The organism is Klebsiella grimontii (assembly GCF_900200035.1).
GTDB lineage: Bacteria > Pseudomonadota > Gammaproteobacteria > Enterobacterales > Enterobacteriaceae > Klebsiella > Klebsiella grimontii.
On sequence record NZ_FZTC01000019.1, the window covers coordinates 736,894 to 760,749 of the forward strand.

The 23,856-nt window shown below is 62.5% G+C and carries 20 protein-coding genes and 2 pseudogenes; 4 read left to right on the top strand and 18 right to left on the bottom strand.

The window, feature by feature from the left end:
- Positions 1-40: 40 nt before the first annotated feature.
- On the top strand, positions 41-2,062 hold the full coding sequence (locus KOSB73_RS18305; RefSeq protein WP_165775016.1) for a TonB-dependent siderophore receptor: 2,022 nt from the start codon (positions 41-43) through the stop codon (positions 2,060-2,062).
- 195 nt (positions 2,063-2,257) lie between these two features.
- Here KOSB73_RS18305 and KOSB73_RS18310 read toward each other — a convergent pair whose 3' ends face one another.
- The 7 genes and pseudogenes from KOSB73_RS18310 to KOSB73_RS18340 all read right to left on the bottom strand — a co-directional run bounded on the left by KOSB73_RS18310 (position 2,258) and on the right by KOSB73_RS18340 (position 9,302).
- Positions 2,258-3,046 (bottom strand): ABC transporter ATP-binding protein, encoded by a 789-nt coding sequence (locus KOSB73_RS18310; protein WP_049088723.1) that lies wholly within the window; start codon positions 3,044-3,046, stop codon positions 2,258-2,260.
- Positions 3,040-4,035, bottom strand: a complete 996-nt coding sequence (locus KOSB73_RS18315; protein ID WP_024357917.1) for an ABC transporter permease — start codon at positions 4,033-4,035, stop codon at positions 3,040-3,042. The genes KOSB73_RS18310 and KOSB73_RS18315 overlap by 7 nt, the downstream gene beginning before the upstream one ends.
- Entirely contained in the window at positions 4,016-5,053 is a 1,038-nt protein-coding gene (locus KOSB73_RS18320) for an ABC transporter substrate-binding protein (protein WP_004119236.1), read from the bottom strand. The genes KOSB73_RS18315 and KOSB73_RS18320 overlap by 20 nt, the downstream gene beginning before the upstream one ends.
- The gene (locus tag KOSB73_RS18325) at positions 5,050-6,024 is read right to left on the bottom strand and encodes an ABC transporter substrate-binding protein (protein ID WP_064342819.1); all 975 of its coding nucleotides are present in this window, start codon (positions 6,022-6,024) and stop codon (positions 5,050-5,052) included. Before KOSB73_RS18325 ends, KOSB73_RS18320 begins: the two co-directional genes overlap by 4 nt.
- Positions 6,025-6,035: 11 nt before the next feature.
- A complete protein-coding gene (locus KOSB73_RS18330; RefSeq protein WP_049088745.1) occupies positions 6,036-7,124 on the bottom strand; it encodes an acyl-CoA dehydrogenase family protein in 1,089 nt (362 codons plus the stop codon).
- Positions 7,125-7,158: 34 nt separating this feature from the next.
- Positions 7,159-8,263 (bottom strand): annotated as a pseudogene (locus KOSB73_RS18335) (LLM class flavin-dependent oxidoreductase).
- A 145-nt stretch (positions 8,264-8,408) separates the two neighbouring features.
- Positions 8,409-9,302 carry a LysR family transcriptional regulator gene (locus tag KOSB73_RS18340; RefSeq protein ID WP_004139949.1) on the bottom strand — a complete coding sequence of 298 codons (894 nt, stop codon included), beginning with the start codon at positions 9,300-9,302 and terminating at the stop codon, positions 8,409-8,411.
- Positions 9,303-9,409: 107 nt separating this feature from the next.
- Here KOSB73_RS18340 and KOSB73_RS18345 point away from each other — a divergent pair, with 107 nt between their 5' ends.
- Positions 9,410-10,006: a cysteine dioxygenase family protein gene (locus tag KOSB73_RS18345; RefSeq protein WP_098140774.1), complete on the top strand. Its 597-nt coding sequence runs from the start codon at positions 9,410-9,412 to the stop codon at positions 10,004-10,006.
- A 1-nt stretch (position 10,007) separates the two neighbouring features.
- A complete protein-coding gene (locus KOSB73_RS18350; RefSeq protein WP_098140775.1) occupies positions 10,008-11,588 on the top strand; it encodes a rhodanese homology domain-containing protein in 1,581 nt (526 codons plus the stop codon).
- Between the two features lie 259 nt (positions 11,589-11,847).
- On the opposite strand, the pseudogene KOSB73_RS30685 reads toward KOSB73_RS18350, so the two are convergent.
- The 9 genes and pseudogenes from KOSB73_RS30685 to KOSB73_RS18395 form a co-directional block, all read right to left on the bottom strand.
- Positions 11,848-12,100, bottom strand: a pseudogene (locus KOSB73_RS30685) (hypothetical protein); the annotation flags it as partial.
- A gap of 6 nt (positions 12,101-12,106) precedes the next feature.
- Complete coding sequence (locus tag KOSB73_RS18360; protein ID WP_098140776.1) at positions 12,107-12,841, bottom strand: purine nucleoside phosphorylase YfiH/LACC1 family protein; 735 nt, start codon at positions 12,839-12,841, stop codon at positions 12,107-12,109.
- 177 nt (positions 12,842-13,018) lie between these two features.
- Complete coding sequence (gene mhpT / locus KOSB73_RS18365) at positions 13,019-14,215, bottom strand: 3-(3-hydroxy-phenyl)propionate transporter MhpT (RefSeq protein ID WP_004132387.1); 1,197 nt, start codon at positions 14,213-14,215, stop codon at positions 13,019-13,021.
- A gap of 74 nt (positions 14,216-14,289) precedes the next feature.
- Positions 14,290-15,306: a 4-hydroxy-2-oxovalerate aldolase gene (mhpE, locus tag KOSB73_RS18370; protein ID WP_024357910.1), complete on the bottom strand. Its 1,017-nt coding sequence runs from the start codon at positions 15,304-15,306 to the stop codon at positions 14,290-14,292.
- Entirely contained in the window at positions 15,303-16,253 is a 951-nt protein-coding gene (gene mhpF, locus KOSB73_RS18375) for an acetaldehyde dehydrogenase (protein WP_098140777.1), read from the bottom strand. Before mhpF ends, mhpE begins: the two co-directional genes overlap by 4 nt.
- Positions 16,246-17,052, bottom strand: a complete 807-nt coding sequence (gene mhpD / locus KOSB73_RS18380; protein WP_098140778.1) for a 2-keto-4-pentenoate hydratase — start codon at positions 17,050-17,052, stop codon at positions 16,246-16,248. Before mhpD ends, mhpF begins: the two co-directional genes overlap by 8 nt.
- Positions 17,053-17,061: 9 nt before the next feature.
- Positions 17,062-17,928 carry a 2-hydroxy-6-oxonona-2,4-dienedioate hydrolase gene (gene mhpC / locus KOSB73_RS18385; protein WP_024357907.1) on the bottom strand — a complete coding sequence of 289 codons (867 nt, stop codon included), beginning with the start codon at positions 17,926-17,928 and terminating at the stop codon, positions 17,062-17,064.
- 17 nt (positions 17,929-17,945) lie between these two features.
- On the bottom strand, positions 17,946-18,890 hold the full coding sequence (mhpB, locus tag KOSB73_RS18390) for a 2,3-dihydroxyphenylpropionate/2,3-dihydroxicinnamic acid 1,2-dioxygenase (protein WP_098140779.1): 945 nt from the start codon (positions 18,888-18,890) through the stop codon (positions 17,946-17,948).
- Between the two features lies 1 nt (position 18,891).
- A complete protein-coding gene (locus KOSB73_RS18395) occupies positions 18,892-20,559 on the bottom strand; it encodes a bifunctional 3-(3-hydroxy-phenyl)propionate/3-hydroxycinnamic acid hydroxylase (protein WP_098140815.1) in 1,668 nt (555 codons plus the stop codon).
- A gap of 190 nt (positions 20,560-20,749) precedes the next feature.
- Here KOSB73_RS18395 and KOSB73_RS18400 point away from each other — a divergent pair, with 190 nt between their 5' ends.
- On the top strand, positions 20,750-21,556 hold the full coding sequence (locus KOSB73_RS18400; protein ID WP_098140780.1) for a DNA-binding transcriptional regulator: 807 nt from the start codon (positions 20,750-20,752) through the stop codon (positions 21,554-21,556).
- 63 nt (positions 21,557-21,619) lie between these two features.
- Here KOSB73_RS18400 and KOSB73_RS18405 read toward each other — a convergent pair whose 3' ends face one another.
- Both KOSB73_RS18405 and KOSB73_RS18410 read right to left on the bottom strand, forming a co-directional pair.
- Positions 21,620-22,456 carry a shikimate dehydrogenase family protein gene (locus KOSB73_RS18405; protein ID WP_024357904.1) on the bottom strand — a complete coding sequence of 279 codons (837 nt, stop codon included), beginning with the start codon at positions 22,454-22,456 and terminating at the stop codon, positions 21,620-21,622.
- A gap of 23 nt (positions 22,457-22,479) precedes the next feature.
- A complete protein-coding gene (locus tag KOSB73_RS18410; RefSeq protein ID WP_024357903.1) occupies positions 22,480-23,799 on the bottom strand; it encodes an MFS transporter in 1,320 nt (439 codons plus the stop codon).
- Between the last annotated feature and the right edge of the window lie 57 nt (positions 23,800-23,856).

Sequence of the window (23,856 nt, forward strand, 5' to 3'; positions counted from 1 at the left end):
AAATAGCGCCACTCAGACAAAAAAAACGACTGACGAAACGATGACGGTCGTCGCCGACGGTTCACGGCAGAGCGCTACCAACGGTTATCAGCCGGTCAATACCTCGACCGCCACGCTGACCACCATGCCGATGCTGGATATTCCGCAGGTGGTCAACACCGTCAGCGAGCAGGTGCTCGAGGATCAGCATGCGACGAACCTCGACGAAGCGCTGTATAACGTCGCCAACGTGGTACAAACCAATACCCTCGGCGGAACCCAGGACGCCTTTAGCCGCCGCGGCTTCGGCGCCAACCGCGACGGCTCGATCATGACCAACGGCCTGCGCACCGTGCTGCCGCGCAGCTTTACCGCTGCCACCGAACGCGTTGAAGTGCTCAAAGGCCCGGCCTCAACGCTGTACGGCATTCTCGACCCCGGCGGATTAATCAACGTCGTCACCAAACGCCCGGAGCGCAGCTTCGGCGGCTCCGTCTCCGCCACCTCCACCAGCTTTGGCGGCGGTAGCGGGCAGTTCGACGTCACCGGCCCCATCGACGGGACGCCGCTGGCGTATCGGGTGATTGGCGAATATCAGCATGAAGATTACTGGCGTAATTTCGGCAAACAGAAGAACAGCTTTATCAACCCTTCCCTGACCTGGTTCGGCGAGCGGGCAACGGTGAACGTCTCCTATTCGCACCGTAACTACAGTACCCCATTCGATCGCGGCACCATCTTCGATCTGAACACCGGTCATGCGGTGAATGTCGATCGCAAAACGCGTTTTGATGAACCGTTTAATATTACCGACGGTTATTCCGACCTCGCGCAGCTGAATGCCGAATACCGGCTCAGCGACGCCTGGACCGCCCGCTTCGACTACAGCTACAGCCAGGATCATTACAACGACGATCAGGCCCGGGTAATGGCCTACGATTCGGCGACCGGCAACCTGACCCGCCGCGTCGACGCCACCCACGGTTCAACCCAGAAAATGCACGCTACGCGGGCGGATTTACAGGGTAACGTGGTCATTGGCGGCTTCTACAATGAGATCCTCACCGGCCTGGCTTACGAGAACTACGATCTGCTGCGTACCGATATGATCCGCTGTAAGAACATCAAGGGATTTAATATCTATAACCCGGTCTACGGTACGCTCGACAAATGCTCCAGCGTTTCGGCATCCGATAGCGATCAGCGTACTCAGCAGGAGAGCTATGCGGGCTACGTCCAGGACGCGCTCTATCTTAGCGATAAGTGGATCGCCATTGCCGGGGTGCGCTATCAGTATTACACCCAGTACGCCGGGAAAGGCCGCCCGTTTAACGTCAATACCGACAGCAGCGACCAGAAATGGACGCCGAAAGCGGGCCTGGTGTATAAGCTGACGCCGTCCGTCTCGCTGTTTGGTAACGTGGCGCAGTCGTTTATGCCGCAGTCCTCCATCGCCAGCTATATCGGCAATCTGCCGCCGGAAGAGTCAACCTCTTACGAGCTGGGCGCGAAGTTCGAGCTCTTCAACGGCGTTACCGCCAATATCGCGCTGTTTGATATTGATAAGCGCAACGTCCTCTATACCGAATCGGTGGGCGATGAAACCGTAGCGAAAACCGCCGGTAAGGTGCGCTCCCGCGGCGTCGAAGTGGACGTGGCCGGATCGTTGACCGATAACCTGAGCGTCATCGCCAGCTACGGCTATACCGATGCGAAAGTCACCGACGATCCGGATTACAAGGGCAAACCGCTGCCGAACGTGCCGAAACACACCGGCTCTCTGTTCCTGAGCTACGACATTCATAACGTCTACGACAGCAATACCCTGACGGTGGGCGGCGGCGGTCGCGCGGTAAGCAAACGTTCCGGTACCAACGGCGCGGATTATTATCTGCAGGGCTATGCGGTGGCGGATGTGTTTGCGGCCTATAAGATGAAGCTGCAATATCCGGTGACGCTACAGGTTAACGTGAAGAATCTGTTTGATAAGACCTATTACACCTCCTCCATCGGCACCAACAACCTCGGTAACCAGATCGGCGACCCGCGGGAAGTGCAGTTTACGCTGAAGATGGATTTTTAAGCCTTATCCCTGTCCCGGATCGCGGCGCGCTGCGCCTTATCCGGGCTACAGCCCCCTCACTCCTTGTCATCCGGGCAAGAATCAGCGCGCTCCCTGTAGCCCGGGCAAGGCGCGGCCCTACCGCGCCGCCCCCGGGAATATCCCGGCGCTCCGTCAAACGCAGGCCGTCCAGCAGCCCCCGGTTAGCGCGATGCTTTACCAATCCTCTTCCTGTCCCAGAATGCGCAAAATATCCTGCCGATGCTGCACCAGCAGCGGATTGTCGCGATGGCGGGGAAACGCCAGCGGAAGCGCAAATTCGGCGATAATCCGCCCCGGACGCGGCGACATGACCAGCACCCGCTCGCAGAGCAGCAGCGCCTCTTCAATATCGTGGGTGACCAGCAGGCTGGTATAGCCCTGCTGCTGCCACAGGGCGATCAGCTCCCGCTGCATGCTGATGCGGGTAAGCGAATCCAGCTTGCCCAGCGGCTCATCGAGCAGCAGCAGGCGCGGTTCGTTCAGCAGCGCGCGCGCCAGCGCCGCACGCTGCGCCATGCCGCCGGAGAGCTGGCGCGGCCACGCCTCGCTAAACCCCTGCAGCCCGATGCGTGAAATCAGCGCGTCGGCCTTGGGCTCAAGCCCCTTTTTCCCCTGCGCCTGCGGCCCCAGCAGCACGTTTTGCCGCACCGTCAGCCACGGATAAAGGGTCGGATCCTGAAACACCAGTATCCGTTCGGGCCCCGGTCCGCCCATCGCCGCCTCATCAATCTGAATTTGTCCGGCCTGCTGCGGCTCCAGTCCCGCCAGCAGCCGCAGCAGTGTGGATTTACCGCATCCCGAGGGGCCGAGCAGCGCGACGCTCTCTCCGGGCCGCAGCTGCAGGCTAATATTCTCCAGCACCGGCACCATCTGTTTGCCAAGGCTAAAAGCATGATGCAGGTGGCTTATCGACACCGCCGCTCCGGCCGAAACCGCCTGAGGTCTTGCGTTCGCGGTTACCATTGCATGCCTCCCCGCTGCCAGCTCAGCAGCCGGTCGCGGACCATAAACAGTCCGCTAATCAGGCCGGAGCAGAGCAGCGCCATCACCAGCAGCGCCGCGTACATATTGGGGTAGGCGGCCCAGCCCTGCGCCCACTGCAGATAAAAGCCAATACCCGATTTCACCCCGACCATTTCGGCGACGATCAGCACCGAAAACGATGCGCCCAGCCCCATAAACAGGCCGACAAAGACGTTCGGCAGCGCGGCGGGGATCGCCACGCGCAGGATCAGGAAGCGCTGGCTGGCGCCCAGGGTCCGCGCGACGTCATACCATGCCTTATCGATGCCGATCACTCCGGACCAGGTCAGCACGGTCACCGGGAACCAGGTGCTGAGCGCGATCAGGAACACGCTGGCGCCGAAGCTGGAAGGGAAAATAAACAGGCACAGCGGCAGCAGCGCGGTGGACGGCACCGGCCCCAGCAGACGCAACACCGGATGCACCCAGTAGCCGATCCGCTGGGACCAGCCGATCGCCAGCCCGCTGATAAAGCCGCAGCTGGTGCCCAGAAGCACCCCGAGCCCGAGCAGCCCCAGCGAATGCAGAAGGCTATCGAGCAGGCGCGGCCAGTCATCGTGCAGTACCTCAATCAGCGCCTGCGGCGGTGCGAAAAACGGCACCGGCAGAAAGGCCGTCTTTGCCGTCAGCCCCTCCCACAGCGCAAAGAGTACCGGCAGCAGCGCCAGCCACTTTCCGGCATGCTGCAGGCGAGCCCCGCGCTGCCGCCAGTAGCGGTAGCTCAGCGCCAGCAGCAAGAGCCCGCCGCCGAGGGTGAACTGCGCCAGCGCCCACCCTTCGCTAAACGGCCAGCGCCGCCCGGCATCGGGCCAGGCCAGCGTAAACAGGCCCCCCAGCAGCCATAGCGCGGCGGCAAGCAGGCCTTCCGTCCACAGCGGCCTGCCGCTTGTCGTACGCGCCAGCGCCCGTTCAGGCGAAAACGTTGACATAAATGCTCTCCGCAAACTGATGGGGATCGGTGCCCGGCTTAATGACCTGCACCCGCTGAAGATCCACGGCGTACTGGGTCAGCTCTTTGACAAACGCCTCGCCCACCGCGTGATGGCCGTGCCCCTGGCCGTGGAGAATGCCGCTGACCTCCGCCTCATTGGTATTCAGCGCATGGGCGAGGAAGGATTGCGCCACGCTTTCCGGGTGCGCGGCGGCATAGCTGTGCGCCTCAAGAATCGCCTGAGTGAGCGCGGCGGCGGCCGGTTTATGATCGCGTGCCAGGCTACCGCTGACGCCCAGTACGCAGCAACTCAGGTTGGCGTAATCGCCGGTCATATTGCTGGCGATAAGCTGATACTTGCCGGTTGCCAGCAGGCGATAGCTAAAGGGCTCGCTGCCGCTGATGGCGGCGATTTCGCGTTTATCCAGCGCCACGCTGAGCAGATCCGCCGGATAGACTTTCCACTGCACATCGCTGATCGGGTCGATGCCGTGGCGCTTGAGCAAGATGGCGAAGAAGTTTTTATCTGGCCCGGCCATATCGGTGACGCCGATGGTTTGCCCTTTCAGGCTCTCCAGTCCGCCGAACGGCGAGTTTTTCGCCGTCAGCAGGTTCAGGCAGCCGCCGTGGGTTCCGGCGGTGAGCTTCACGTCGAAACCCTGCTCCAGCGCCTTCAGCCAGCGCAGCGCCATCCCGACGCCGGCGTCGGCCTTGCCGGTGGCAATCGCCTCCAGCAGCACGTCCGTCGAGTTGCCGAAGTTAACGAACTCCACGTCGAGATTGTATTTACTGAAGATCTTCTGCTGCTCGGCGACGGCAACCGGCGCCAGGCACACCGCGCTTTTGTTGATCGCCAGCTTGATTTTATACGGCTGCGCCAGGCGCAGCGCCGGGTGTTCTTCCCCGCTCGCCATGGCCGCCATATCGTGAGCCCAAAGCGGCAGGGATGCTCCCGCCAGCGCGAGACCGCCGGTCAAGCGTAAGAAACGACGTCGGGAAAAAGCGGCTTTCATCATGGCGCCACCTCCGCATGGGCCTGGGCGGCGGGCACGCTAAAGCCGTTATCAAAGGTCGGCGTCACGTCCAGCTTTGCGCGGATGAGTCCGTTGGCGAGGTAAAAATTCGCCGTCGACTGCTGCTGAGCGACCGTCTGCGCGTCCAGAGGCTGCCACTGCGACTGGCGATTGGCAAACTGCGCGCGGGCGATATCCGCCGGGAAACGAATAATCTCCCCCAGCGTTTTACCGTAGCTATCAAGGTTGGCGTAGGCCCAGCGTTCGGCGCCGGCCAGGCGGGTAAGGTAATCCTGCAGCGCCGCGCGTTTTTGCGGGTCTTTCAGGGCATCATCGGTTGCCGCCAGGAAGGTGTTGCCCGGCAGTAGCCCTTTACCGCTGACCAGAATCTTTCCTTCCGCGGTCTTCACCAGCTGCGTGGTATAGGGCTCCCAGGTCGCCCAGGCGTCCACCGAACCGTTGAGCAGCGCCACTTTGGCGTCCACCGGGCCGAGAAACACCCACTGCACCTCTTTCGGCGAAATTCCCGCCTGCTCCAGCGCTTTCAGCGCCACAAAGTGGCCAATCGATCCTTTACCGGTAGCGATGCGTTTGCCTTTTAAATCCGCGGCGCTCTTCAATGCGCTGTCGGGCGAGACCAGCACCGCGGTGCCGGCCGGGTTGCTTTTATCGACGGCGATGGCTTTGACCGGCGCGCCGTTAGCCAGCGCGAACAGTAGCGGCGCATCGCCGATAATCCCCGCATCCACCGCCCCGGCGTTAAGCGCTTCCGCCAGCGGCGCGGCGGCCGGAAACTCGGCCCATTTAATCTCGTAGGGGAGATCCCGCAGGGCGTTGGCGGCTTCCAGCTGCGAGCGCATGCCGCCCTTTTGATCGGCGATTCGCAGGGTGATTTGCTCCTGGGCCGCCGTATAGCCGCTCAGCGCCAGCAGCATCAGCGCCCCGGCTACACGGGTAAAATGAAGTTTGCGCATATGAATTATCCTTATTTTTGAAAAGCGTATTTGCCTGCCGCCAGCCACGCGCTGTCGTTCTGCGGGGTATGTACCCGCCCGCACAGGACGTTGCGATAGTGGCGTTCCAGAGGATTTTGCCGGCTCAGGCCATGGTTGCCGGTCAGCTCCAGCGCCAGGTTTACCGCCTGAATGGCGTTATCGGTAATGGTGACTTTCGCCAGATTGGCCTCAATGGCGGAAAAGCCCAGCTGCGCGGCCTTTTCCAGCAGGCTGCGGTTGACCAGCAGCCATCCGTCCATCTGGCCAACTTTTTCCTGCACCCGCGGCAGGCTGGAAAGCGGTTGCCCAAGGCTGCCCGGAATACGCGTACCCAGCCACGTCACCAGCCAGTCGCGGGCCGCGCGCGCCACGCTGTCGTAGATCGCCGCCAGCAGCGCCGTATGGCGATTGGCAAACAGACGAAACTGCTCGGCGTCCGGCGCGGGAGGCGCATCGGCCGCCCACACGTCCACCGCGTACTCATCGGCCACCCGCACATTGTTGAGCACCACTTCGTGGCTGCCGGTTGCCCGCATTCCGGCGTGATCCCAGCTTTTCACCACGCAGACGCCCTCGCTGTCGGCTGGAACCAGCCAGGTGCCGACCAGTGGACGAGCGTCGTCGCTGCGTCCCCAGACGGCCAGCCAGCTCAGCCCCTCAATGCCGGTGGTATAGATTTTGTGACCGTTAATTTGCCAGCCCCCGGTGCGGCGGGTCGCCACGGTTTGCGGCAGGCCGCCGCGCGCCGGTGAGCCGAGCTCCGGCTCCACCCGCAGGCTGTTGATCAGCCCGCCCCGCTCGACGGCATCGTGAAAAACCCGCTGACGCAGCGGCTCGGCCCAGCCAACGTTTTCCACCAGTCGCAGATGATGCAGATACTGCATGCAAACAATGAGTGCGGTCGCCGGTTCGCCCCAGGCGATGGCGGCGACCGCCTGCTGAAGTTCGGCTAAACCGGCCCCCGCTCCGCCGTACTGCTGCGGCACGGCGAGGCACAAAAAGCCGCGCTGGCGCAGATGCGCGATATTGTGGCGGGGAAAGTCGCCGCTGGCGTCAAGGCTGGCCGCCTGCTCCGCCATCAGCTGGCGGATCTCCGTCAGCCGCCGCGTCCAGTCATCGGTGGCTTGCCCGGTCACGATGCGCGCTCCGCGACGGCGCGCAGGGCGGCTTTTTCGCGGGTTATCGGCAGCAGGGCCTTACCGTACTCCTGAGCATCGTTGAGCGGATCGAACCCACGGATCAGGAAGTTGCGCACGCCGAGGTCGTAGTAGTCGAGCAGCGCGTCGGCGACCTGTTCCGGGGTGCCCACCAGCGCGGTGGAGTTATGGCCGCCGCCCACCAGCTGCGCGATCCCGGTCCACAGGCGTTTATCCACCACCTTGCCCTGCGCCGCCGTGGCCCGCAGACGCTGCGCCCCGACGCTGTCGGGCTTGGCTTTGAAACCGCCCCCGCTCTGCGCCGCCCGCTCGGTGGCGACGTGCAGGATATGCTCGGCTTTCTCCCAGGCCTCGGCTTCGCTGGCGGCGATAATCGGCCGGAACGAGACGCTAAAGCCGATTTCACGCTGATGTTTCGCCGCCTCGGCCCGCACGCGCTGGATGGTTTCCGCGGTTTGCGCCAGCGACTCCCCCCACAGGGCGAAAACGTTGGCATGTTTACCGGCCACGGCGATGGCCGCTTCCGAGGAACCGCCGAAGTAGAGGGGAATATGCGGCTTTTGCAGCGGGCGAATCGCCGACCACGCCTGTTCAGCCTGATAAAAATCGTTGGCGATATCCACCGGCTGTTCGGCGGTCCACACCTTGCGGACGGTCTCAAGGAAGGCATCGGTTCGCGCGTAGCGCTGGTCGTGATCGAGATAATCGCCGTCGCGGCGCTGCTCGGCGTCATTGCCGCCGCTGATGATATGTACCGCCAGGCGGCCGCCCAGCAGATGTTCAAGGGTGGCGAACTTACGCGCGGCGAGGGTCGGCGAGACAAAACCGGGACGATGAGCCAGCAGGAAGCCGATATGTTGCGTCGACAGCCCCGCCAGCGCGGTCACCAGAAAGCCGTCGGGTTGATCGGACCAGTGGCCCACCAGCAGGCGGTCAAACCCGGCAGCCTCGTGGGTTTGCGCGAAACGCACGATGTAATCACGGTCAAAAATCGGGCCGACCGGGGCGATGGTTTCCGACGACAGGCGGTGGCCGATCATGCCGAGAAACTGAATGCTCATGCAGAACTCCTTGTAGCAGGATAATGAGTGGACCGCCGCGGCGGCGCGTTTTCATTACCCTATACACGGGCTCTTAATGAACAAAATGCATTTTTGTCATATCTTAATATGCGAGATAAGCATTAATAAAAATTGTATTTAGGTTTCAGTCAGATACGTTTAGCTGCTGAACGACTTTGCCGGCGAAAAAAGTCAGCGGCTGGCTCAGATTAGCCAGATTCTGCGCGTGAACCAACCACAGATGCACCGCGGGCTGGAAGTCAGCGAGGGTCAGCACGGCGACGTCATCGCGCCACGGGCTGGCGGCCAGCGCGGCGCGCGGCACCAGGCCAAGCCCCAGCCCCTGCGCCACGAGGCTGATTTGCAGCTGGGCGCCCGCGGTCTCGACATTCAGCGCTAAGCGCAGCCCCTGGGACTGCAGCTCGCGGATCAGCCCCGCCCGCAGGCCGCAGCCGTCGGGATTGAGCACCCAGCCTTTTTCCGCGCAGTCGCGCAGCGCCCCGGCGTGCAGGCGCCAGCTTTTTGCCGCTATCACCACGATATCCAGCGGGCACAGCAGCCGTCCGCCGTAGCCTTCGGCAAAGCGTTGCTGCTCAGGCCCCATCGCCAGCACCCCGTCCAGCTCGACGCTCTCGAGGCGCTTTTGCAGCAGACCGCTCCAGCCGCAGGTTACCTGAGGTTGGAGGGCGGGAAACTGCTGGCGCAGCGCGGTCAGCGCCGGCTGCAGGGCTATTTCCGCCACGCTCTGCGGCACGCCGAGACGCAGAATACCGTGCGGCTCCGCTTCGGGGTCGAGCAGGCCGTACAGCTTTTTGGTCTCCCGCTTGATGCTCAAACACTGCTCGTAAACCCGGTGCCCGGCGGCGGTCAGGGTGAGCGGCCGGGTCTGACGCTCCAGCAGCGTCACGTCGAGGGTGTGTTCCAGACGCTGCAGACGACGGGTAATCGCCGATTGGGTAATACCAAGATATTCCGCGGCCTGGTTAAGCGAGGAAAACTGCACGGTGGCCAGCAGTGCGTCGATGTCGTCAATGCGCATAGCGTCCTTAATGTGATTTTTGCATATTAATATATGCGGAAATTGCATTTTAATTATATTAACGCCTTTGCTAGCGTAAAGACCAGTCCCGACAACAGGAAGCGACCATGACCGCACCGCGAATGGAAAAATTACGCCAGTTTATTCAAGACCTTGATGCCCTGCATCGCGAGTTTGCCGACGAGACGGCCCTGCTCGACGCCGTAGCTCTGCGCCTGGCCGCGCTGGTGAAAAAAGATGACTGGCTGCCGGAAGAGTACACCCTGCCGCATCCCCATCACTATCAGCAGTACCTGCTGCATGTTGACTCCGGACAGCGTTTCTCCATCGTCAGCTTCGTCTGGGGACCGGGGCAATCGACGCCGATTCACGACCATCGGGTGTGGGGCGCCATCGGCATGCTGCGCGGCGCGGAGGAGAATCAGCGCTACCGCCTGGACGAGCGCGGCCTGCCGGTGGTTAGCGGCGTTGCCGAACGCCTCTCCCCCGGCGAAGTGGAAAAAGTCTCTTCCCGCGACGGCGATATTCACCGGGTGAGCAACGCCCTGGCGGACCGGGTCTCGATCAGTATCCACGTTTACGGCGGCAATATCGGCGGCGTCAGGCGCGCGGTTTATACCCCGGAAGGCCTCGTCAAACCTTTTGTCTCCGGTTACTCCAACCGCCACTTACCCAATATCTGGGATCTCTCAAAGGATAATTAATATGCCCACCTGTTCTTATCGTCCGGCCGCGCAGCTGCGCCAGGCGCTGCTTGACGGCGCGGAGCTGGCGCTGATCGATGTTCGCGAAGAGGCCGACTTTGCCCGCAGCCATCCGCTGTTTGCCGCCAATCTGCCGCTCAGCAAGCTGGAGCTGGACATTTTTCGGCGCGTACCGCGCCTGACGACGCCGATTACCGTCTATGACGGCGGCGAAGGCCTGGCGGAGCGGGCCGTTGAACGCCTGCAGAGCTGGGGCTACGAAGATGTCGCCCTGCTGGAAGGCGGCCTGTCGGGCTGGCAGCGCAGCGGCGGGGAACTGTTTCAGGACGTCAATTCGCCGAGCAAAGCGTTCGGCGAGCTGGTGGAGAGCGAGCGGCATACCCCTTCGCTGAGCGCCGGGGAAGTGAAAGCGCTGCTCGATAGCTCACAGGAGGTGGTGGTGGTCGATGCGCGCCGTTTCGATGAGTATCAAACCATGAATATTCCCGGCAGCATCAGCGTGCCCGGCGGGGAGTTGGCGCTGCGCATTGAGGGGCTGGTTCCATCATCGCAGGCGACGGTGATCGTCAACTGCGCCGGGCGCACGCGCAGCATTATCGGTACGCAGTCGCTGCGCAATGCCGGTTTGCCCAATCCGGTCTATGCGCTACGCAATGGCACCATCGGCTGGACCTTAGCCGGGTTTGACCTTGAGCGCGGCCAGCAGCGGCGCTACGACGCCGATTTTCGCGCCCCAGCCGAACGCGCGGCGACGGTGAGACAGGTAGCGGAGCGCGCCGGAGTCGCCTTTATCGGTAGCCCCACCCTCCAGCGCTGGCTGCGGCAGCCCGCACGCACCACCTATCTGTTCGACGTCCGGAGTCCGGAAGAGTACGCCGCGGGCCATCTGCCACAGAGCGTCAGCGCGCCCGGCGGGCAGCTGGTGCAGGAGACCGACCATTTCGCCAGCGTGCGCGGGGCGCGTATTGTGCTGGTTGCCGATGACGAGATTCGCGCGCCGATAACGGCGTCCTGGCTGGCGCAGATGGGCTGGGAGGTGGCGGTCTTGCGCGATGCGCGCGCGGAAGATTTTAGCGAGCGCGGAACCCCAGCGGGCCGCGTACCGCCGGGTTCGCAGGTGGAGGAGATCTCTGCGCCGCAGCTGGCGCAACAGCTGCGAGAACCGGGGACCGTAGTGCTGGATTTCACCACCAGCGCCAACTATGTCGCCCGGCACATTCCCGGCGCTTACTGGCTGATACGTTCGCAGCTGCGCCAGGCGCTGGAGGTTATCCCTTCCGCCGAACGTTACGTTGTCACCTGCGGCAGCAGCCTGCTGGCCCGCTACGCGGCGCCTGAGGTGGCGGCGTTAACCGGTAAACCGGTGCGGCTGCTGAGCGGCGGCACCCTGGCGTGGATTGACGCCGGGCTGGCGCTGGAGCACGGCGAGACGCATCTGGCGACGCCGCGCAGCGATCGCTATCAACGCCCGTATGAAGGCACCGATAACTCCCCCGCGGCAATGCAGGCCTACCTCGACTGGGAGTTCGGCCTGGTTGAACAGCTCAAGCGCGATGGCACGCACGGGTTTACGGTGTTGTAAATTCCCCCGCTCGCGCTGCGCTTAGCGGGGCTACGGGTCCACCGACATCTGCGATCCGGTCGCCTGGGCAGGTACGCAGCATCGCCACCGGGAAATACCCTCACTCCCGGGGGCGGCGCAAAGCGCCTACCCGGGCTACAAGCCCACCGCCATCTACGATCCGCTAGCCCGGGCAAGTTGCGGCGTTATCGCTGACCGCCAGGTTTCCGGGGCGGTATCAATAATGCCCCAGCGCTCTTGACGCTTGTCGCCGTCCATTACCTTTGCCGTTGGCGCAAAAACCGTATTCCGTTAGCGGGAGACCGAACCGCGATGGTCGCCCGCACGTAGTTTGAGACCCGCCGGGAACGCTTGCAGCGGATGCTGTTCCACTTTGCTTGTCTGATAGTAGGTTTCGCCAGTCCAGCCGGCAGCTTCAGCGACGGCGCCCAGTAGGCGGAGCTATCGGCTTTGTTATCGCTGGTGGTTTCCGGGAGGTCTGATAGCCAACGACCGCCGATGTTACACATCATCAAACATCATTTCGTCTCATCAGGCTCGCGCATGATCCATGAATACTGAAATGACTTCGGCGCCGGAAAATGCGTACGCCGGCGAAACGACCCCAGCAGTTGGGGCGTACAGTAGGTACAGCTCCCCAGCCACTCCATATTTTCATCTGGCACGCCCGCCCCGCGCAGCAGGAGACGCGCAAAGGCCCGCAGATCGAACCAAAAATTGTCGTCACCGCTCGCTTTCGCCTGTTGTCCCACGGACGCCGCCTGCTGGGGCAGGAAAAGCTGTTGCCGATGGCGTTTCGCCAGTTCGCCGGCGGGCATCGCCAGCAGCGCCGGGTAGAAGTCGCCGGTGACTTCATAGCAGCAGGCATGAATATGCGGCCCGCTCACCACCACCATATCTTGCGGATCGACGTGATAACGCTGAAACAGCGCAAGGCTATTTTCGATAATCCCGCTGGCCGCGCCGCGCCAGCCTGCGTGGACGCTGCAGATATAGCGCCCGTCGCGCGACGCCATCAGCAGCGGCAGGCAGTCGGCGGTCACCACGCCCACCTTCTGCCCGCTGACGGCGGTAAACATCGCATCGGCGTGGGGTCGCTCCACCTGCGGCGCGCGATACTCATGCACGATATTGCCGTGAACCAGTTTAACCGGCGCCATTTCGCTATAGGGAAAGGCGGCGGTTTCATGCACGTCGAGGAAGGCGTAGCGGATGCCGGGGATATCGCTTAATAAACGGGAGGTAAAAGACATGATGCCCGGAAGAATCAGTGGATGATGATTTAACGTATGCCAAAGTGGAGAGATGCGCAAGGCGGCTCCCCGGCTCGCGCTACGCGTAGCCGGGCTACAAGCAACAAGCTTCTGCGGGCCGGTAGCCCGGGCAAGGCGCGGGTTTACCGCGCCGCCCCCGGGAATAAACGAAAATGCTCAGGCCAGCGCGGCGCGCTTTTGGCGGTTCATCAGCCAGAACACCGCCACGCCTGCCAGCAAAATGCCGGGCGCGGAAGCTGCCATCACGCCAACCGTGCCGGTGCCCAACGCCAGCATTTTGCCCGCCAGCAGCGGGCCGCTCATCGCGCCGAGACGACCGATCGCCACCGCCGTCCCCACGCCGGTGGCGCGAATTTCGGTGCGATAGAACAGCGGAGCCAGCGCGTAAAGCACGCTCTGCCCGCCGGTGGCAAACAGCCCGGCGACGAAGCCGGAAAAGAGCATCGCGGCGAGGGAGGTCGCGGTGCCCAGCGCCAGCAGCGACGCCAGCATACCGCTGTAGATCAGCAGCGACATCCATAGCGGGCTGAGCTTATCCATCAGCGCCCCCAGCAGCAGCGTGCCGCAGGCGGCACCAAACTGCAGGACAAACATCACCCCCGCCGCCTCGCTGGCGCTGAATCCCTGGCCGACCAACAGCATCGGCAGCCAGTTGATCAGCATATAGACCACCAGCAGCGTGAAGAAGTAGCACAGCCACAGCAGCAGCGTGGCGGTAGCGTTGCCCGGCGCGAGAAGCGCGCGTAGCGGCACACCCTGCGCGCTGCGCTGAAAAACCGGCGATTCAGGCAGCCAGCGCAGCAGCAACGGCACCAGCAGCAGCGGAACGATACCGCCGACCCAGAATACCGTTTGCCAGGCGGCGGCGAGGCCGAAAAAGCCCAGCGCCGCCGCCAGCGCCGCGCCAATGGGCACGCCGCAGTACATCAGGCTGACCGCCCTGCCGCGAAAGCGTGGACCAGCGGCCTCGGAGGTGAGCGCAATCAGATTCGGCAGCGCCGCGCCCAGCCCGACGCCGGTCAGCAGTCGCGCCAGCAGCAGCGTCGGATAGTTCCACGCCAGCGCGGTGGCGATCGAGAACAGGCCGAAGAGCAGCACCGAGCCCAGCAGAATACGCTTGCGGCCGTAGCGATCCGCCAGCATGCCGCCCGCCAGCGCGCCGGGCAGCAGGCCGAGGATCCCGGCGCTGAAAATCCAGCCCATCTGCATTTTATCCAGCGCGAACGCCTGCGCCATGCCCACGGCGGCAATCCCCGCCGCCTGCAGATCCAGCCCTTCCATCAGGGCCACCATAAAACAGAGCCCGACGGTTACCATCAGGCGCGAATTGCTTGCAGTCGTTGTTTGGGTCATAGGGTTCCTTTGCGATATCCGGACAAGCGGAGCAGGTGCATGGCGGCTGATACGTTGCCAGCCGCGCGTTGCTTTTATTTTTTACGCTTAAGCAGATCCAGCGCGACGTCGACGATCATATCTTCCTGACCGCCCACCATCCGCCGCTTGCCGAGTTCGACGAGAATATCCACCGCGCTCAGGCCGTAGCGCCCGGCGGCCGCTTCGCTGTGGCGCAGAAAGCTGGAGTAAACCCCGGCGTAGCCCAGCGCCAGGGTTTCGCGGTCAACCCGCACCGGGCGATCCTGCAGCGGGCGCACCAGCTCATCGGCGGCGTTCATCAGCGCATACAGATCGGTACCGTGATTCCAGCCGAGCTTGTCGGCGGCGGCGATAAACACCTCCAGCGGCGCGTTGCCCGCCCCGGCCCCCATTCCCGCCAGGCTGGCGTCGATACGGTCGCAGCCCTCTTCCACCGCGGCGATCGAGTTGGCGACGCCGAGGCTCAGATTATGGTGCGCGTGCATCCCGGTGGCGGTTTCCGGCTTCAGCACCGCCTTGAGGGCGCGAAAGCGATCGCGGATATCGCGCATATTCATCGCCCCCCCGGAATCGACCACGTAGATACAGGTCGCGCCGTAGGACTCCATCTTCAGCGCCTGCTGCGCCAGCTGCTCCGGGGCGGTCATATGGCTCATCATCAGAAAGCCGACGGTGTCCATGCCCAGCTCGCGGGCGAAGGCGATATGCTGCGCCGAGACATCTGCCTCGGTGCAGTGGGTCGCCACCCGCACCACCCGCGCCCCGGCCTGATAGGCGTTTTTCAGATCGTGCAGCGTGCCAATGCCGGGCAACAATAAGGTGGCGATTTTCGCCTGGCTGACCGACTCCGCCGCCGCTTCAATCCACTCCAGGTCGCTGTGCGCGCCGAAGCCGTAGTTAAAGCTGGAGCCCTGCAGCCCGTCGCCGTGGGCCACTTCTATCGAATCAACGCCCGCGCTGTCCAGCGCGCGGGCAATCTGGCGCACATTGTCGAGCGAGTACTGATGGCGAATCGCGTGCATTCCGTCGCGTAGGGTCACGTCCGAGATATAGAGTTTTTTACCGTTCATGCTGCTTCTCCCGCCGCGTCGTTCATCGCCTGGGCCATTTTCTCCGCCGTCGCCAGCGCCGCCGACGTCATAATATCGAGGTTGCCCGCGTAGGCTGGCAGATAGTGCGCCGCCCCTTCGACCTCAAGGTAAACCGCCGTTTTCAGGCCGGAGAAGCGGCCGACGCCCGGCAGGTTTACCGGTTTATCTTCCGGGATCACCTCAAACTGCACCTGCTGCTTCAGGCGATACCCCGGCACATAAGCCTGCACCGCCGCCGCCATCTCGGCGATCGAAGCGGCAATGTCCTGCTGTGATGCCGCTTCGCTCAGAACATAAACGGTATCGCGCATCATCAGCGGCGGTTCCGCCGGGTTCAGCACGATAATCGCTTTGCCTTTCGCCGCCCCGCCGACTTTCTCGATGGCCTGCGAGGTGGTCTCGGTGAACTCATCTATATTGGCGCGCGTCCCCGGCCCGACGGATTTGCTGGCAATCGAGGCGATGATCTCCGCATAGTGCACTTTTGCCACCCGGGAGACCGCCGCCACCATCGGGATCGTCGCCTGGCCGCCGCAGGTGACCATATTGACGTTACCCTCCGCAAGGTTGGCCTCGAGGTTGACCACCGGCACACAGTACGGGCCGATGGCCGCCGGGGTCAGGTCGATCACCCGGATCCCCGGTTTAGCTTCGCGCAGCGCGGCGTCGTTTTTCACATGCGCCCCGGCGCTGGTGGCATCAAAAACAAAATCGATATCGGCGAATTCGGCCATCTGCATCAGGCCGCCCACCCCCTGGTGCGTGGTGGCGACGCCCATGCGCCGGGCGCGGGCCAGGCCGTCGGATTCCGGGTCGATGCCGACCATTACCGCCATCTCCAGATGCTGCCCGTGGCGCAGAATTTTGATCATTAAATCGGTGCCGATATTACCGGAGCCGATAATGGCGACTTTACGTTTACTCATCACTCTCTTCCTCTTTGGCGAAAAAGGTCGCCGCCACTGAACCTAAACCGTCGATATGGGCGGCAAAGCGATCGCCGGCGTTAATCGCCACCATCGGGCCTAATGCCCCGGTGAGCACGATATCGCCCGCCCGCAGCGGCTCGCCGAGGCTGGCCATTTTGCGCGCCAGCCACACCGCCGCGTTCAGCGGATGACCGAGACATTCGCTGCCCCGCCCGCTGGAGACCTCTTCCTCGTTACGGGTCATGCGCATCGCGCAGTTTTTCAGGTCCAGCCCGTCCGGGCGCCGCGCCGGGCTGCCCAGCACGTAAACGCCGCAGGAGGCGTTATCGGCGACCGTATCGACGAAGCCAATCGACCAGTCGCGAATACGGCTGCCGACCACTTCCAGCGCCGGCAGTACCCAGTCGATGGCGGCGTACAGCTCATCAAAGGTGGTATCGGCATGCGGCAGATCCCGCTTCAGCAGCAGGGCGATTTCGGCCTCCACCTTCGGCTGCAGCACCCGGGAGAACGGGACCTCGGCGTTATCGCCGTAGCACATATCGGCAAACAGGGTGCCGAAGTCCGGCTGGTCAACGCCCAGCTGTTGCTGCACTTTCGGGTGGGTCAGTCCCACCTTGCGCCCCACCACCCGGCGGCCGTTTGCCACGTGGTGCTGCACGTTCATCCGCTGGATGGCGTAGGCCGCTTCCGCGTTGTCAACGCCGAGCGTATCGCGCAGCGGTTCAATGGCCTGGCCGCGCGTTTCGGCATCGCGCAGCCGCTGCGCCAGTTGTTCAAGAGATAAAGTTGTCATCAGGATTCCTCAGGGACGCGCCAGAAAATCGAGCACCAGCTGGTTAAAGCTCTCCGCGTGCTCCCACTGGGCCCAGTGGCCGCAGTCGCGATAGATATGCAGCTCGGAACCGTTAATGCCCGCCAGCAGGCGCAGCCCGGCGTCCATCGGTACAAAGCGATCGTTACGCCCCCAGACGATCAGGGTCTGCGCGCGGATTTCGCCGAGACGCGGGCTAAAATCCGGGAACTGCTTCGGGTTGGCTTCCAGGCTTTTGACGAAGTTATCCAGATGCTCCCGGCGCGACAGCATATTGTTGAGGCGCGCTGCAAACAGCGCGTCGGTCAAATCGCGGGTATCGAAGACAAAGATGTTCATCATCTTTTTCAGGTTTTCGATGGTCGGCTCACGGTACAGGCCGTTCAGCAGCTTGATGCCTTCCGTCGGCATCGGCGTAAACAGGCTCATGCCGCCGGTTCCGCCGCCCATCAGCACCAGTTTGCCGACGCGCTCCGGCCAGGTCAGGGTGAAAGCCACCGCGCTGTGGCCGCCCATCGAGTTGCCCAGCAGATGTACTTTGCTGATATCCAGCTGGTCGACGACGCTTTTCAGCACCCGGGCATTCAGGTCGGAACGCGAGCCGCTATTGACGATTGAATCGCTTTTTCCCCAGCCGGGGCAGTCCAGCAAAATGACCCGGTAGCCCGCCTCCACCAGCGGGTCTATATTGCGGCTAAAGTTGGCCCAGCCGGTGGCGCCAGGACCTGAACCGTGCAGCAGGACCACGGTTTCATCCCCCTGCCCGCAGTCGTTAAAATGGATGCGTAATGTCTCTCCGTTCTCCTCAACGTTGAGGAAACGGCTGGTGGCGGCTTCGGTTTGCGGTTGGTAGCTCATCATCTTCTCCCGTTAATTCAGTTCTGCGCGGCGGCGCTCAGCGAGCCAAACCCGGCAATCCACTCGGGGATTGGTCGGTAATAGCGGCCTTCGCAGCGCCAGCGGCCAAATGCGGATAGCGCGGCAAAAGCGGCCACCCAGGTTTTAATTTCGTGCGTTGATTTCCCGGCCATCGCCGACAGCTCTTCGTTACTGATGGCGTCCAGCTCCGTCAGCCGCCCCTGCTCCAGCAGGCTCATAAAGCGGTTATCCCAGACAGGGTTGAGCGGATAGAGCGAGTGCTGGTCCTCGATAAACCGTTTCGCCGCGCTAATCACCCGCTGCTGGCGCAGTTCACGCTCGTCCGGCGGCAGCTGCCTGCCGCTGCCCAGCAGCCGGTCGCGCATAGGGGCATCGGCCTTCGCCAGCTCCGGTACCGGCGGCTGATGCGACAGGCCGCCGGAGCCGAGAATTAATACCCGCTTATTGAGGGTGGTCAGAAAGCGGCCGATGGCTTCGCCCAGCATGCGGGTGCGCTGAAAGCCCGGCAGCGGCGAGGCGACGCCGTTGATAAACACCGGCAGAACCGGCAGCCTGTCGAGCCCGCCGAGCAGGAACTCCAGCGGCTGCGCAAAGCCGTGGTCCACCTGCATGCAGTAGGAAACCGCCAGATCGATACCGTCCTTGATCACCGCGTGGGCGCAGGCCTCCGCCAGCGCCGTCGGCACCGGCAAAACGCCGCTGGCGCTGCTGAAGTCGCCGATAGAGGTCGCCCCGATGCCTAAACAAAACGGCGGCATCACATCGTAGAAAAAGCCGTTGTAGTGATCGGGGGCAAACAGCACCACCAGCTCTGGGTCGAAGGCGGCAATGCGCGCCCGCGCGTCGGCGATGGTGCCGTTCACTTCGTCCAGCACCGCCTGTTCCGGGTCAACGTAGCCCACCAGCGGGGTATGCGAGAGGCAATGAAGATACACGTTCATATCAGGCCACCTGTTCAATCGTCGTTGCCGCCTGCGCGGAGGCCGCCAGCCGCATCTTGCTTGCCAGCGCGTCGAGCTTTTTGCTCAGGGTTTGCGGGATGGCCACGGTGGCGACAAAGCGGTCCGGACGCACCACTGCGATGGCGGTATCGTGCTGCGCGAACCAGCTTTTCAGGCGGTTTTGCGTATCGCCAAGGCGGATGACGCCGGGTACGTTGTCCTGATCGCAATGAATCTGCACCTCCGGCACCACCTGGATAAACCGCACGCCGACGGCGCGCCAGCGGGCTATCTGCTCGTCGTTAAGCCCCCATAGCGGGTTGCAGCCCCAGGCGATGATGGCAAAGTTCGCGCCAATCACCTCATCCAGCAACGTCACCTGACCGTCCTCTAGCGTGACCTTCGGCTGGATAAACATTTTGCCTACCGGGGACGTTTTGCCTTCGCCTTCCACCAGCAGTGCGCCTTCGCGATACTGCGGCATCGGCTTGAAACGCATTTCCAGGAAGTAGCGTTTGACCGGCGGCAGATAGTTGAGCAGCCACGAAATGCCGTCGCGCACCGTGCCGTGCCAGCGTTTCGGCGGCGCCAGCACGTTGCCGGCGGTCACCGACAGGTCGATCATCGCTTTGGCGTGATCGCGCCGCTCCTGCTGGTAGCTGTCGAGCAGCGCTTCGCCAGCTTTGCCGTTCACCACCAGCGCCAGCTTCCACGCCAGGTTAAAGGCGTCGCGCATGCCGCTGTTATAGCCTTGCCCCTGCCAGACCGGCATGATGTGCGCGGCGTCGCCCGCCAGCAGCACGCGATCGACGCGAAAGCGTTCGGCGATACGCGCGTTATGGGTGTAGACGCGCTGGCGGATCGGTTCGACGTTGTCCGGGTCCGGCAGCACCTTGCTCAGCAGCAGGCGCATGTTGTGCGGCTCGCTGAGCTGGGCCTCGGTTTCGCCGGGCATCACCATAAATTCAAAGCGCCGTACCCCGTGCGGCAGCGCGGCTGACACGTACGGGCGCACCGGATCGCAGCACAGATAGACGTGCGGCGTCGCCAGCGGGTCGTTGGCGATATCGATAACAATCCACTGATTCGGCGCGGTTTTCCCTTCGAAGGGGATATTGAGCGTGCGGCGAATCAGGCTCGCTCCACCGTCGCAGGCCACCAGCCAGTCGGCGCGTACGGTTTCATGTTCGCCAGCGCTGCCTTTGAGATTTAACGTGACGTTGTCACCATTCTGGCTAAAAGCCTCCACTTCACGGGAAAACAGGCAACGCACGTTGGGGAAGCGGCTCAGGCCTTCGTACAGCACCCCATCAACCTGCGGCTGAATAAACGCGTTACGCCGCGACCAGCCAAACTCGTCGGTCATCGGCTGGATATCGGCAAAGCAGCGCCCTTTCGGCGTCATGAAGCGCATCGCGTGCCACGGCGTGGTGTGCGGCAACACCTTGTCCACCAGCCCCACCGCCTGCATTGCCCGCAGCGACTCATCGTCAATACCGATGGCGCGGGGATAGTCGATCAGCGACTCGAGCTTCTCAATCAGCAGGACGCTCACGCCCATTTGCCCGAGGTAGTTGGCGATCGCCAGGCCCACCGGACCGGCGCCGACAATCGCAACCTGGGCGGTGTGCTGTACGGCCGGTTGAATATCAGGATTAGATGTTGTCATTTTCAAAACCTCACGCTTCGGACGCATTACCAACATTGCAGAAAAATCAACGCGGTAATTTGTTAACTAAATGTGAATTTATTTTTATAGTGAGGTCAGTATAGGGGCGGTGATTTGCGCTACAATCAAAACATCACCTAACGTGCACCAGGTGCACATCATTGTTTAATTTGATGTTTATTGAGGCAGCATGGACAAAGACGCGTCGGCGGATTACAAAACGGTACGCGGTTTAAGCCGCGGCTTATTGTTATTAAATTTGTTAAATAAATTCGACGGAGGCGCGACGGTTGGCACCCTGGCCGAGTTTAGCGGCCTGCACCGCACCACCGTCAGGCGGCTACTGGAAACGCTACAGGATGAGGGATATGTGCGCCGCAGCCGCTCCGATGACAGCTTCCGGTTGACGATTAAAGTGCGTCAGTTAAGTGAGGGATTTCGTGACGAACATTGGATTTCTGCCCTCGCCACGCCGCTGCTTGGCGAGCTGTTGCGGGAGGTTTTATGGCCTACCGATATCACGACTCTCGACGTCGATGCGATGGTCGTGCGCGAAACCACCCATCGCTTCAGCCGCCTCTCCTTCCACCGGGCGATGGTCGGCCGCCGACTGCCGCTGCTGCTGACCGCCTCCGGATTAACCTGGCTGGCCTTCGCCCCGGAGCATGAACGAAGCCCGATCGTTGAGATGCTGGCCGCCCGGCCGGAAGCGGAGTATCAGCTGGCGCGCGAGCCGGAGAAGCTGGCCGCCATCCTCGAACGCACCCGGCAAAACGGCTACGGTGAAAACTTTCGCGGCTGGCAGCAGGAGGAGAAAATCGCCTCCATTGCCGTCCCCATTCGCCGCCAGCTGCGGGTTATCGGCTGCCTGAACCTGGTGTATATGGCCCAGGCCATGACTATCGACCAGGCGGCGCAAAAGTACCTCGCCTCGTTGCAAAAGGTCGCCGGTCAGATTGAGGAACGGATGTCCGATGAAGAGGTTTTTTACGGATAGGCTGGTTCTGAAAGGAACCCAGGCCTGGCAGATATCTCCGGCAGGCCTGGCGCAGTTCCGGCTTCAGTAGCGAATTTCCGCCAGCTCGCGCAGCTGTTCCGGCGTCGCCACCGGCAGATTGAAGAAACGAAGGTAAGCGGGGATCATCTCAAACAGCATGTCGGTGCCGCGCTGTATGGGGCAGCCCGCCGCCCGCGCCGCCTGCAGTAACGGGGTGAACTCCTGGGCCATGACCACTTCGCCGACAAAGGTGCCCGGCGTCAGGCGCTGCGGATCTAACGGCAGCGGATCGCCCTCTTTCATCCCCAGCGGCGTGGCGTTGACCACCAGATCGTGCCCCTGCGGATCGCGCCGCATCAGCGTAATATCCAGCCGAGGATAGTGCTGAAGCAGACGCCCGGCCAGCGCTTCAGCCGTCTGCGAACGGACGTCGTACAACGTCAGCGCGCTGACGCCCGCCGCCGCCAGCGAAGCGGCAATAGCCGAGCCAACGCCGCCGCTGCCCACCACCAGCGCCCGCGCCCCTCGCGTCTGGAAACCTTTACGTTTAATACCGAGGACAAAGCCTTCGCCGTCAAACATATCGCCGCTCAGCGTACCGTCGGCTTCGGCACGAATCGCGTTGCACGCCCCCGCTATCGCCGCCGTCGGGCTCAGACGCTGCACCAGCCCGCAGGTGGCGATTTTGTGCGGCATGGTGACCAGCGCGCCAATAATATTGGTCATCTTAAACAGCATCGGCACAAAGGCGGCATAATCCTCAGGCTTCACGCCCATCGGCACCACTTTGGCGTCAACCTGCTGATGAACCAGCCACGGGTTGTAAATCATCGGCGCTTTAAACTTCGCGGTCGGGTAGCCAAGATGCGCTATCAGCCGCGTATTTCCACTAATCACCATTTACTGCTCCTTTTGCTACTGCGCTACTGCGAAAGTTCGATACGTTTAACATCGCCGAGAATAAACAGATAGGCCGCTACGCCCAGCAGCGCGGCGCCGCCGATATAAATCAGCGCGTAAAAGAAGTTGCCGGAGGCCGCAACGATAAAACCGATAATCAGCGGCGTCAGGATCCCGGCAAGGTTAGCGCAGAAGTTAAACAGGCCGCCGGTCAGTCCGCCAAGGCCCTTCGGCGCGATATCGGAGATTAACGTCCAGCCCAGTCCAACCATCCCCTGACCAAAGAAGGCGAACGACATCACCAGGATCACCGCCAGATCGCTGGTCAGCCAGTTGGCGGCGATAATGGTGCTCGCCATCAGCAGACCGGCGATAATCGGCAGCTTACGCCCGAGGTTTGCCGAGCCGGTGGCCTTCAGCAGCTTATCCGAGACCCAGCCGCCGAACATGACGCCGCCCGCCGCCGCGAGAAACGGCATGATGGCGAAGAAGCCGACTTTGATCCACGGCATATGGCGCTCGGTGGCCAGATAGGTCGGGAACCAGGTGAGGAAGAAGACCAGCACCGTATTACCGGCGAACTGCCCGATGCTGGCGCCGAGGATCTGCCGTTTAGCCAGCAGCTGGCGAACCAGCGGCCAGCTAAAGGCGGTATGCTGCTCCGCGCCGGTGGACATTCCGCCACCGTTGATAATGTGCTCGCGCTCCAGCTGATTGAGATGTTTATCCTCATGCGGCTCGCGGTAGCAGCGCCACCACACCAGCGCAAACAACACCCCGGCGGCGCCGACGCTAATAAACAGCGCTCGCCAGCCGAAGCTGCCCATTATCCAGAACAGCAGCGGCGCAAAGCAGGCCAGCCCGAGGTATTCGCCGACGGTATAGACCGCCGTCGCCTTGGCGCGCTCCTGCTGCGGAAACCAGGCGCTCACTACCCGGCTGTTTACCGGGAAACAGGGCGCTTCGCTGACGCCGAGGCCAAAGCGGCACAGCAGCAGACTTTTCAGGCCAACCGCCATGCCGTGGAACAGGGTGAATAACGACCACAGGGTCAGCGCCAGAAAATAGGTGACTTTATTACCAAAGCGGTCAAGGAAGATGCCGCCGGGGATCTGCGCCAGCGCGTAGGTCCAGGCGAAGGCGGAGAATACGATGCCCATCATCGCGGCATCAATCCCCAGCTCTGCGGTCAGCTGCGGCGCGGCGATACCCAGCACCGTGCGGTCGAGATAGTTGATCATGGTGCCGACCGCCAGCAGCGCAAGGATACCGATACGCCGCCGGGAAGGCCGCGCGCCGGACGCGGAGGCCGCCGTCGTCTGATTATGGCTATAAGAGTTCATAGTCGTTTCCTGTCATAGGGTACAGCCGGATGTTGTTATTGTGTTTGCGACGTTGGG

Excerpts from the sequence above, each read along its gene's own strand:
- mhpT (WP_004132387.1), bottom strand. The coding sequence starts at position 14,215 with ATGACCCAAACAACGACTGCAAGCAATTCGCGCCTGATGGTAACCGTC.
- KOSB73_RS18410 (WP_024357903.1), bottom strand. The coding sequence starts at position 23,799 with ATGAACTCTTATAGCCATAATCAGACGACGGCGGCCTCCGCGTCCGGC.
- mhpD (WP_098140778.1), bottom strand. The coding sequence starts at position 17,052 with ATGACAACTTTATCTCTTGAACAACTGGCGCAGCGGCTGCGCGATGCC.
- KOSB73_RS18305 (WP_165775016.1), top strand. The coding sequence starts at position 41 with ATGACGGTCGTCGCCGACGGTTCACGGCAGAGCGCTACCAACGGTTAT.
- KOSB73_RS18325 (WP_064342819.1), bottom strand. The coding sequence starts at position 6,024 with ATGCGCAAACTTCATTTTACCCGTGTAGCCGGGGCGCTGATGCTGCTG.
- KOSB73_RS18330 (WP_049088745.1), bottom strand. The coding sequence starts at position 7,124 with ATGGCGGAGCAGGCGGCCAGCCTTGACGCCAGCGGCGACTTTCCCCGC.
- KOSB73_RS18360 (WP_098140776.1), bottom strand. The coding sequence starts at position 12,841 with ATGTCTTTTACCTCCCGTTTATTAAGCGATATCCCCGGCATCCGCTAC.
- KOSB73_RS18350 (WP_098140775.1), top strand. The coding sequence starts at position 10,008 with ATGCCCACCTGTTCTTATCGTCCGGCCGCGCAGCTGCGCCAGGCGCTG.
- KOSB73_RS18405 (WP_024357904.1), bottom strand. The coding sequence starts at position 22,456 with ATGGTGATTAGTGGAAATACGCGGCTGATAGCGCATCTTGGCTACCCG.
- mhpE (WP_024357910.1), bottom strand. The coding sequence starts at position 15,306 with ATGAACGGTAAAAAACTCTATATCTCGGACGTGACCCTACGCGACGGA.
- KOSB73_RS18315 (WP_024357917.1), bottom strand. The coding sequence starts at position 4,035 with ATGTCAACGTTTTCGCCTGAACGGGCGCTGGCGCGTACGACAAGCGGC.
- KOSB73_RS18340 (WP_004139949.1), bottom strand. The coding sequence starts at position 9,302 with ATGCGCATTGACGACATCGACGCACTGCTGGCCACCGTGCAGTTTTCC.
- mhpB (WP_098140779.1), bottom strand. The coding sequence starts at position 18,890 with ATGAACGTGTATCTTCATTGCCTCTCGCATACCCCGCTGGTGGGCTAC.
- KOSB73_RS18320 (WP_004119236.1), bottom strand. The coding sequence starts at position 5,053 with ATGATGAAAGCCGCTTTTTCCCGACGTCGTTTCTTACGCTTGACCGGC.
- KOSB73_RS18310 (WP_049088723.1), bottom strand. The coding sequence starts at position 3,046 with ATGGTAACCGCGAACGCAAGACCTCAGGCGGTTTCGGCCGGAGCGGCG.
- mhpF (WP_098140777.1), bottom strand. The coding sequence starts at position 16,253 with ATGAGTAAACGTAAAGTCGCCATTATCGGCTCCGGTAATATCGGCACC.
- KOSB73_RS18400 (WP_098140780.1), top strand. The coding sequence starts at position 20,750 with ATGGACAAAGACGCGTCGGCGGATTACAAAACGGTACGCGGTTTAAGC.
- KOSB73_RS18395 (WP_098140815.1), bottom strand. The coding sequence starts at position 20,559 with ATGACAACATCTAATCCTGATATTCAACCGGCCGTACAGCACACCGCC.
- mhpC (WP_024357907.1), bottom strand. The coding sequence starts at position 17,928 with ATGAGCTACCAACCGCAAACCGAAGCCGCCACCAGCCGTTTCCTCAAC.
- KOSB73_RS18345 (WP_098140774.1), top strand. The coding sequence starts at position 9,410 with ATGACCGCACCGCGAATGGAAAAATTACGCCAGTTTATTCAAGACCTT.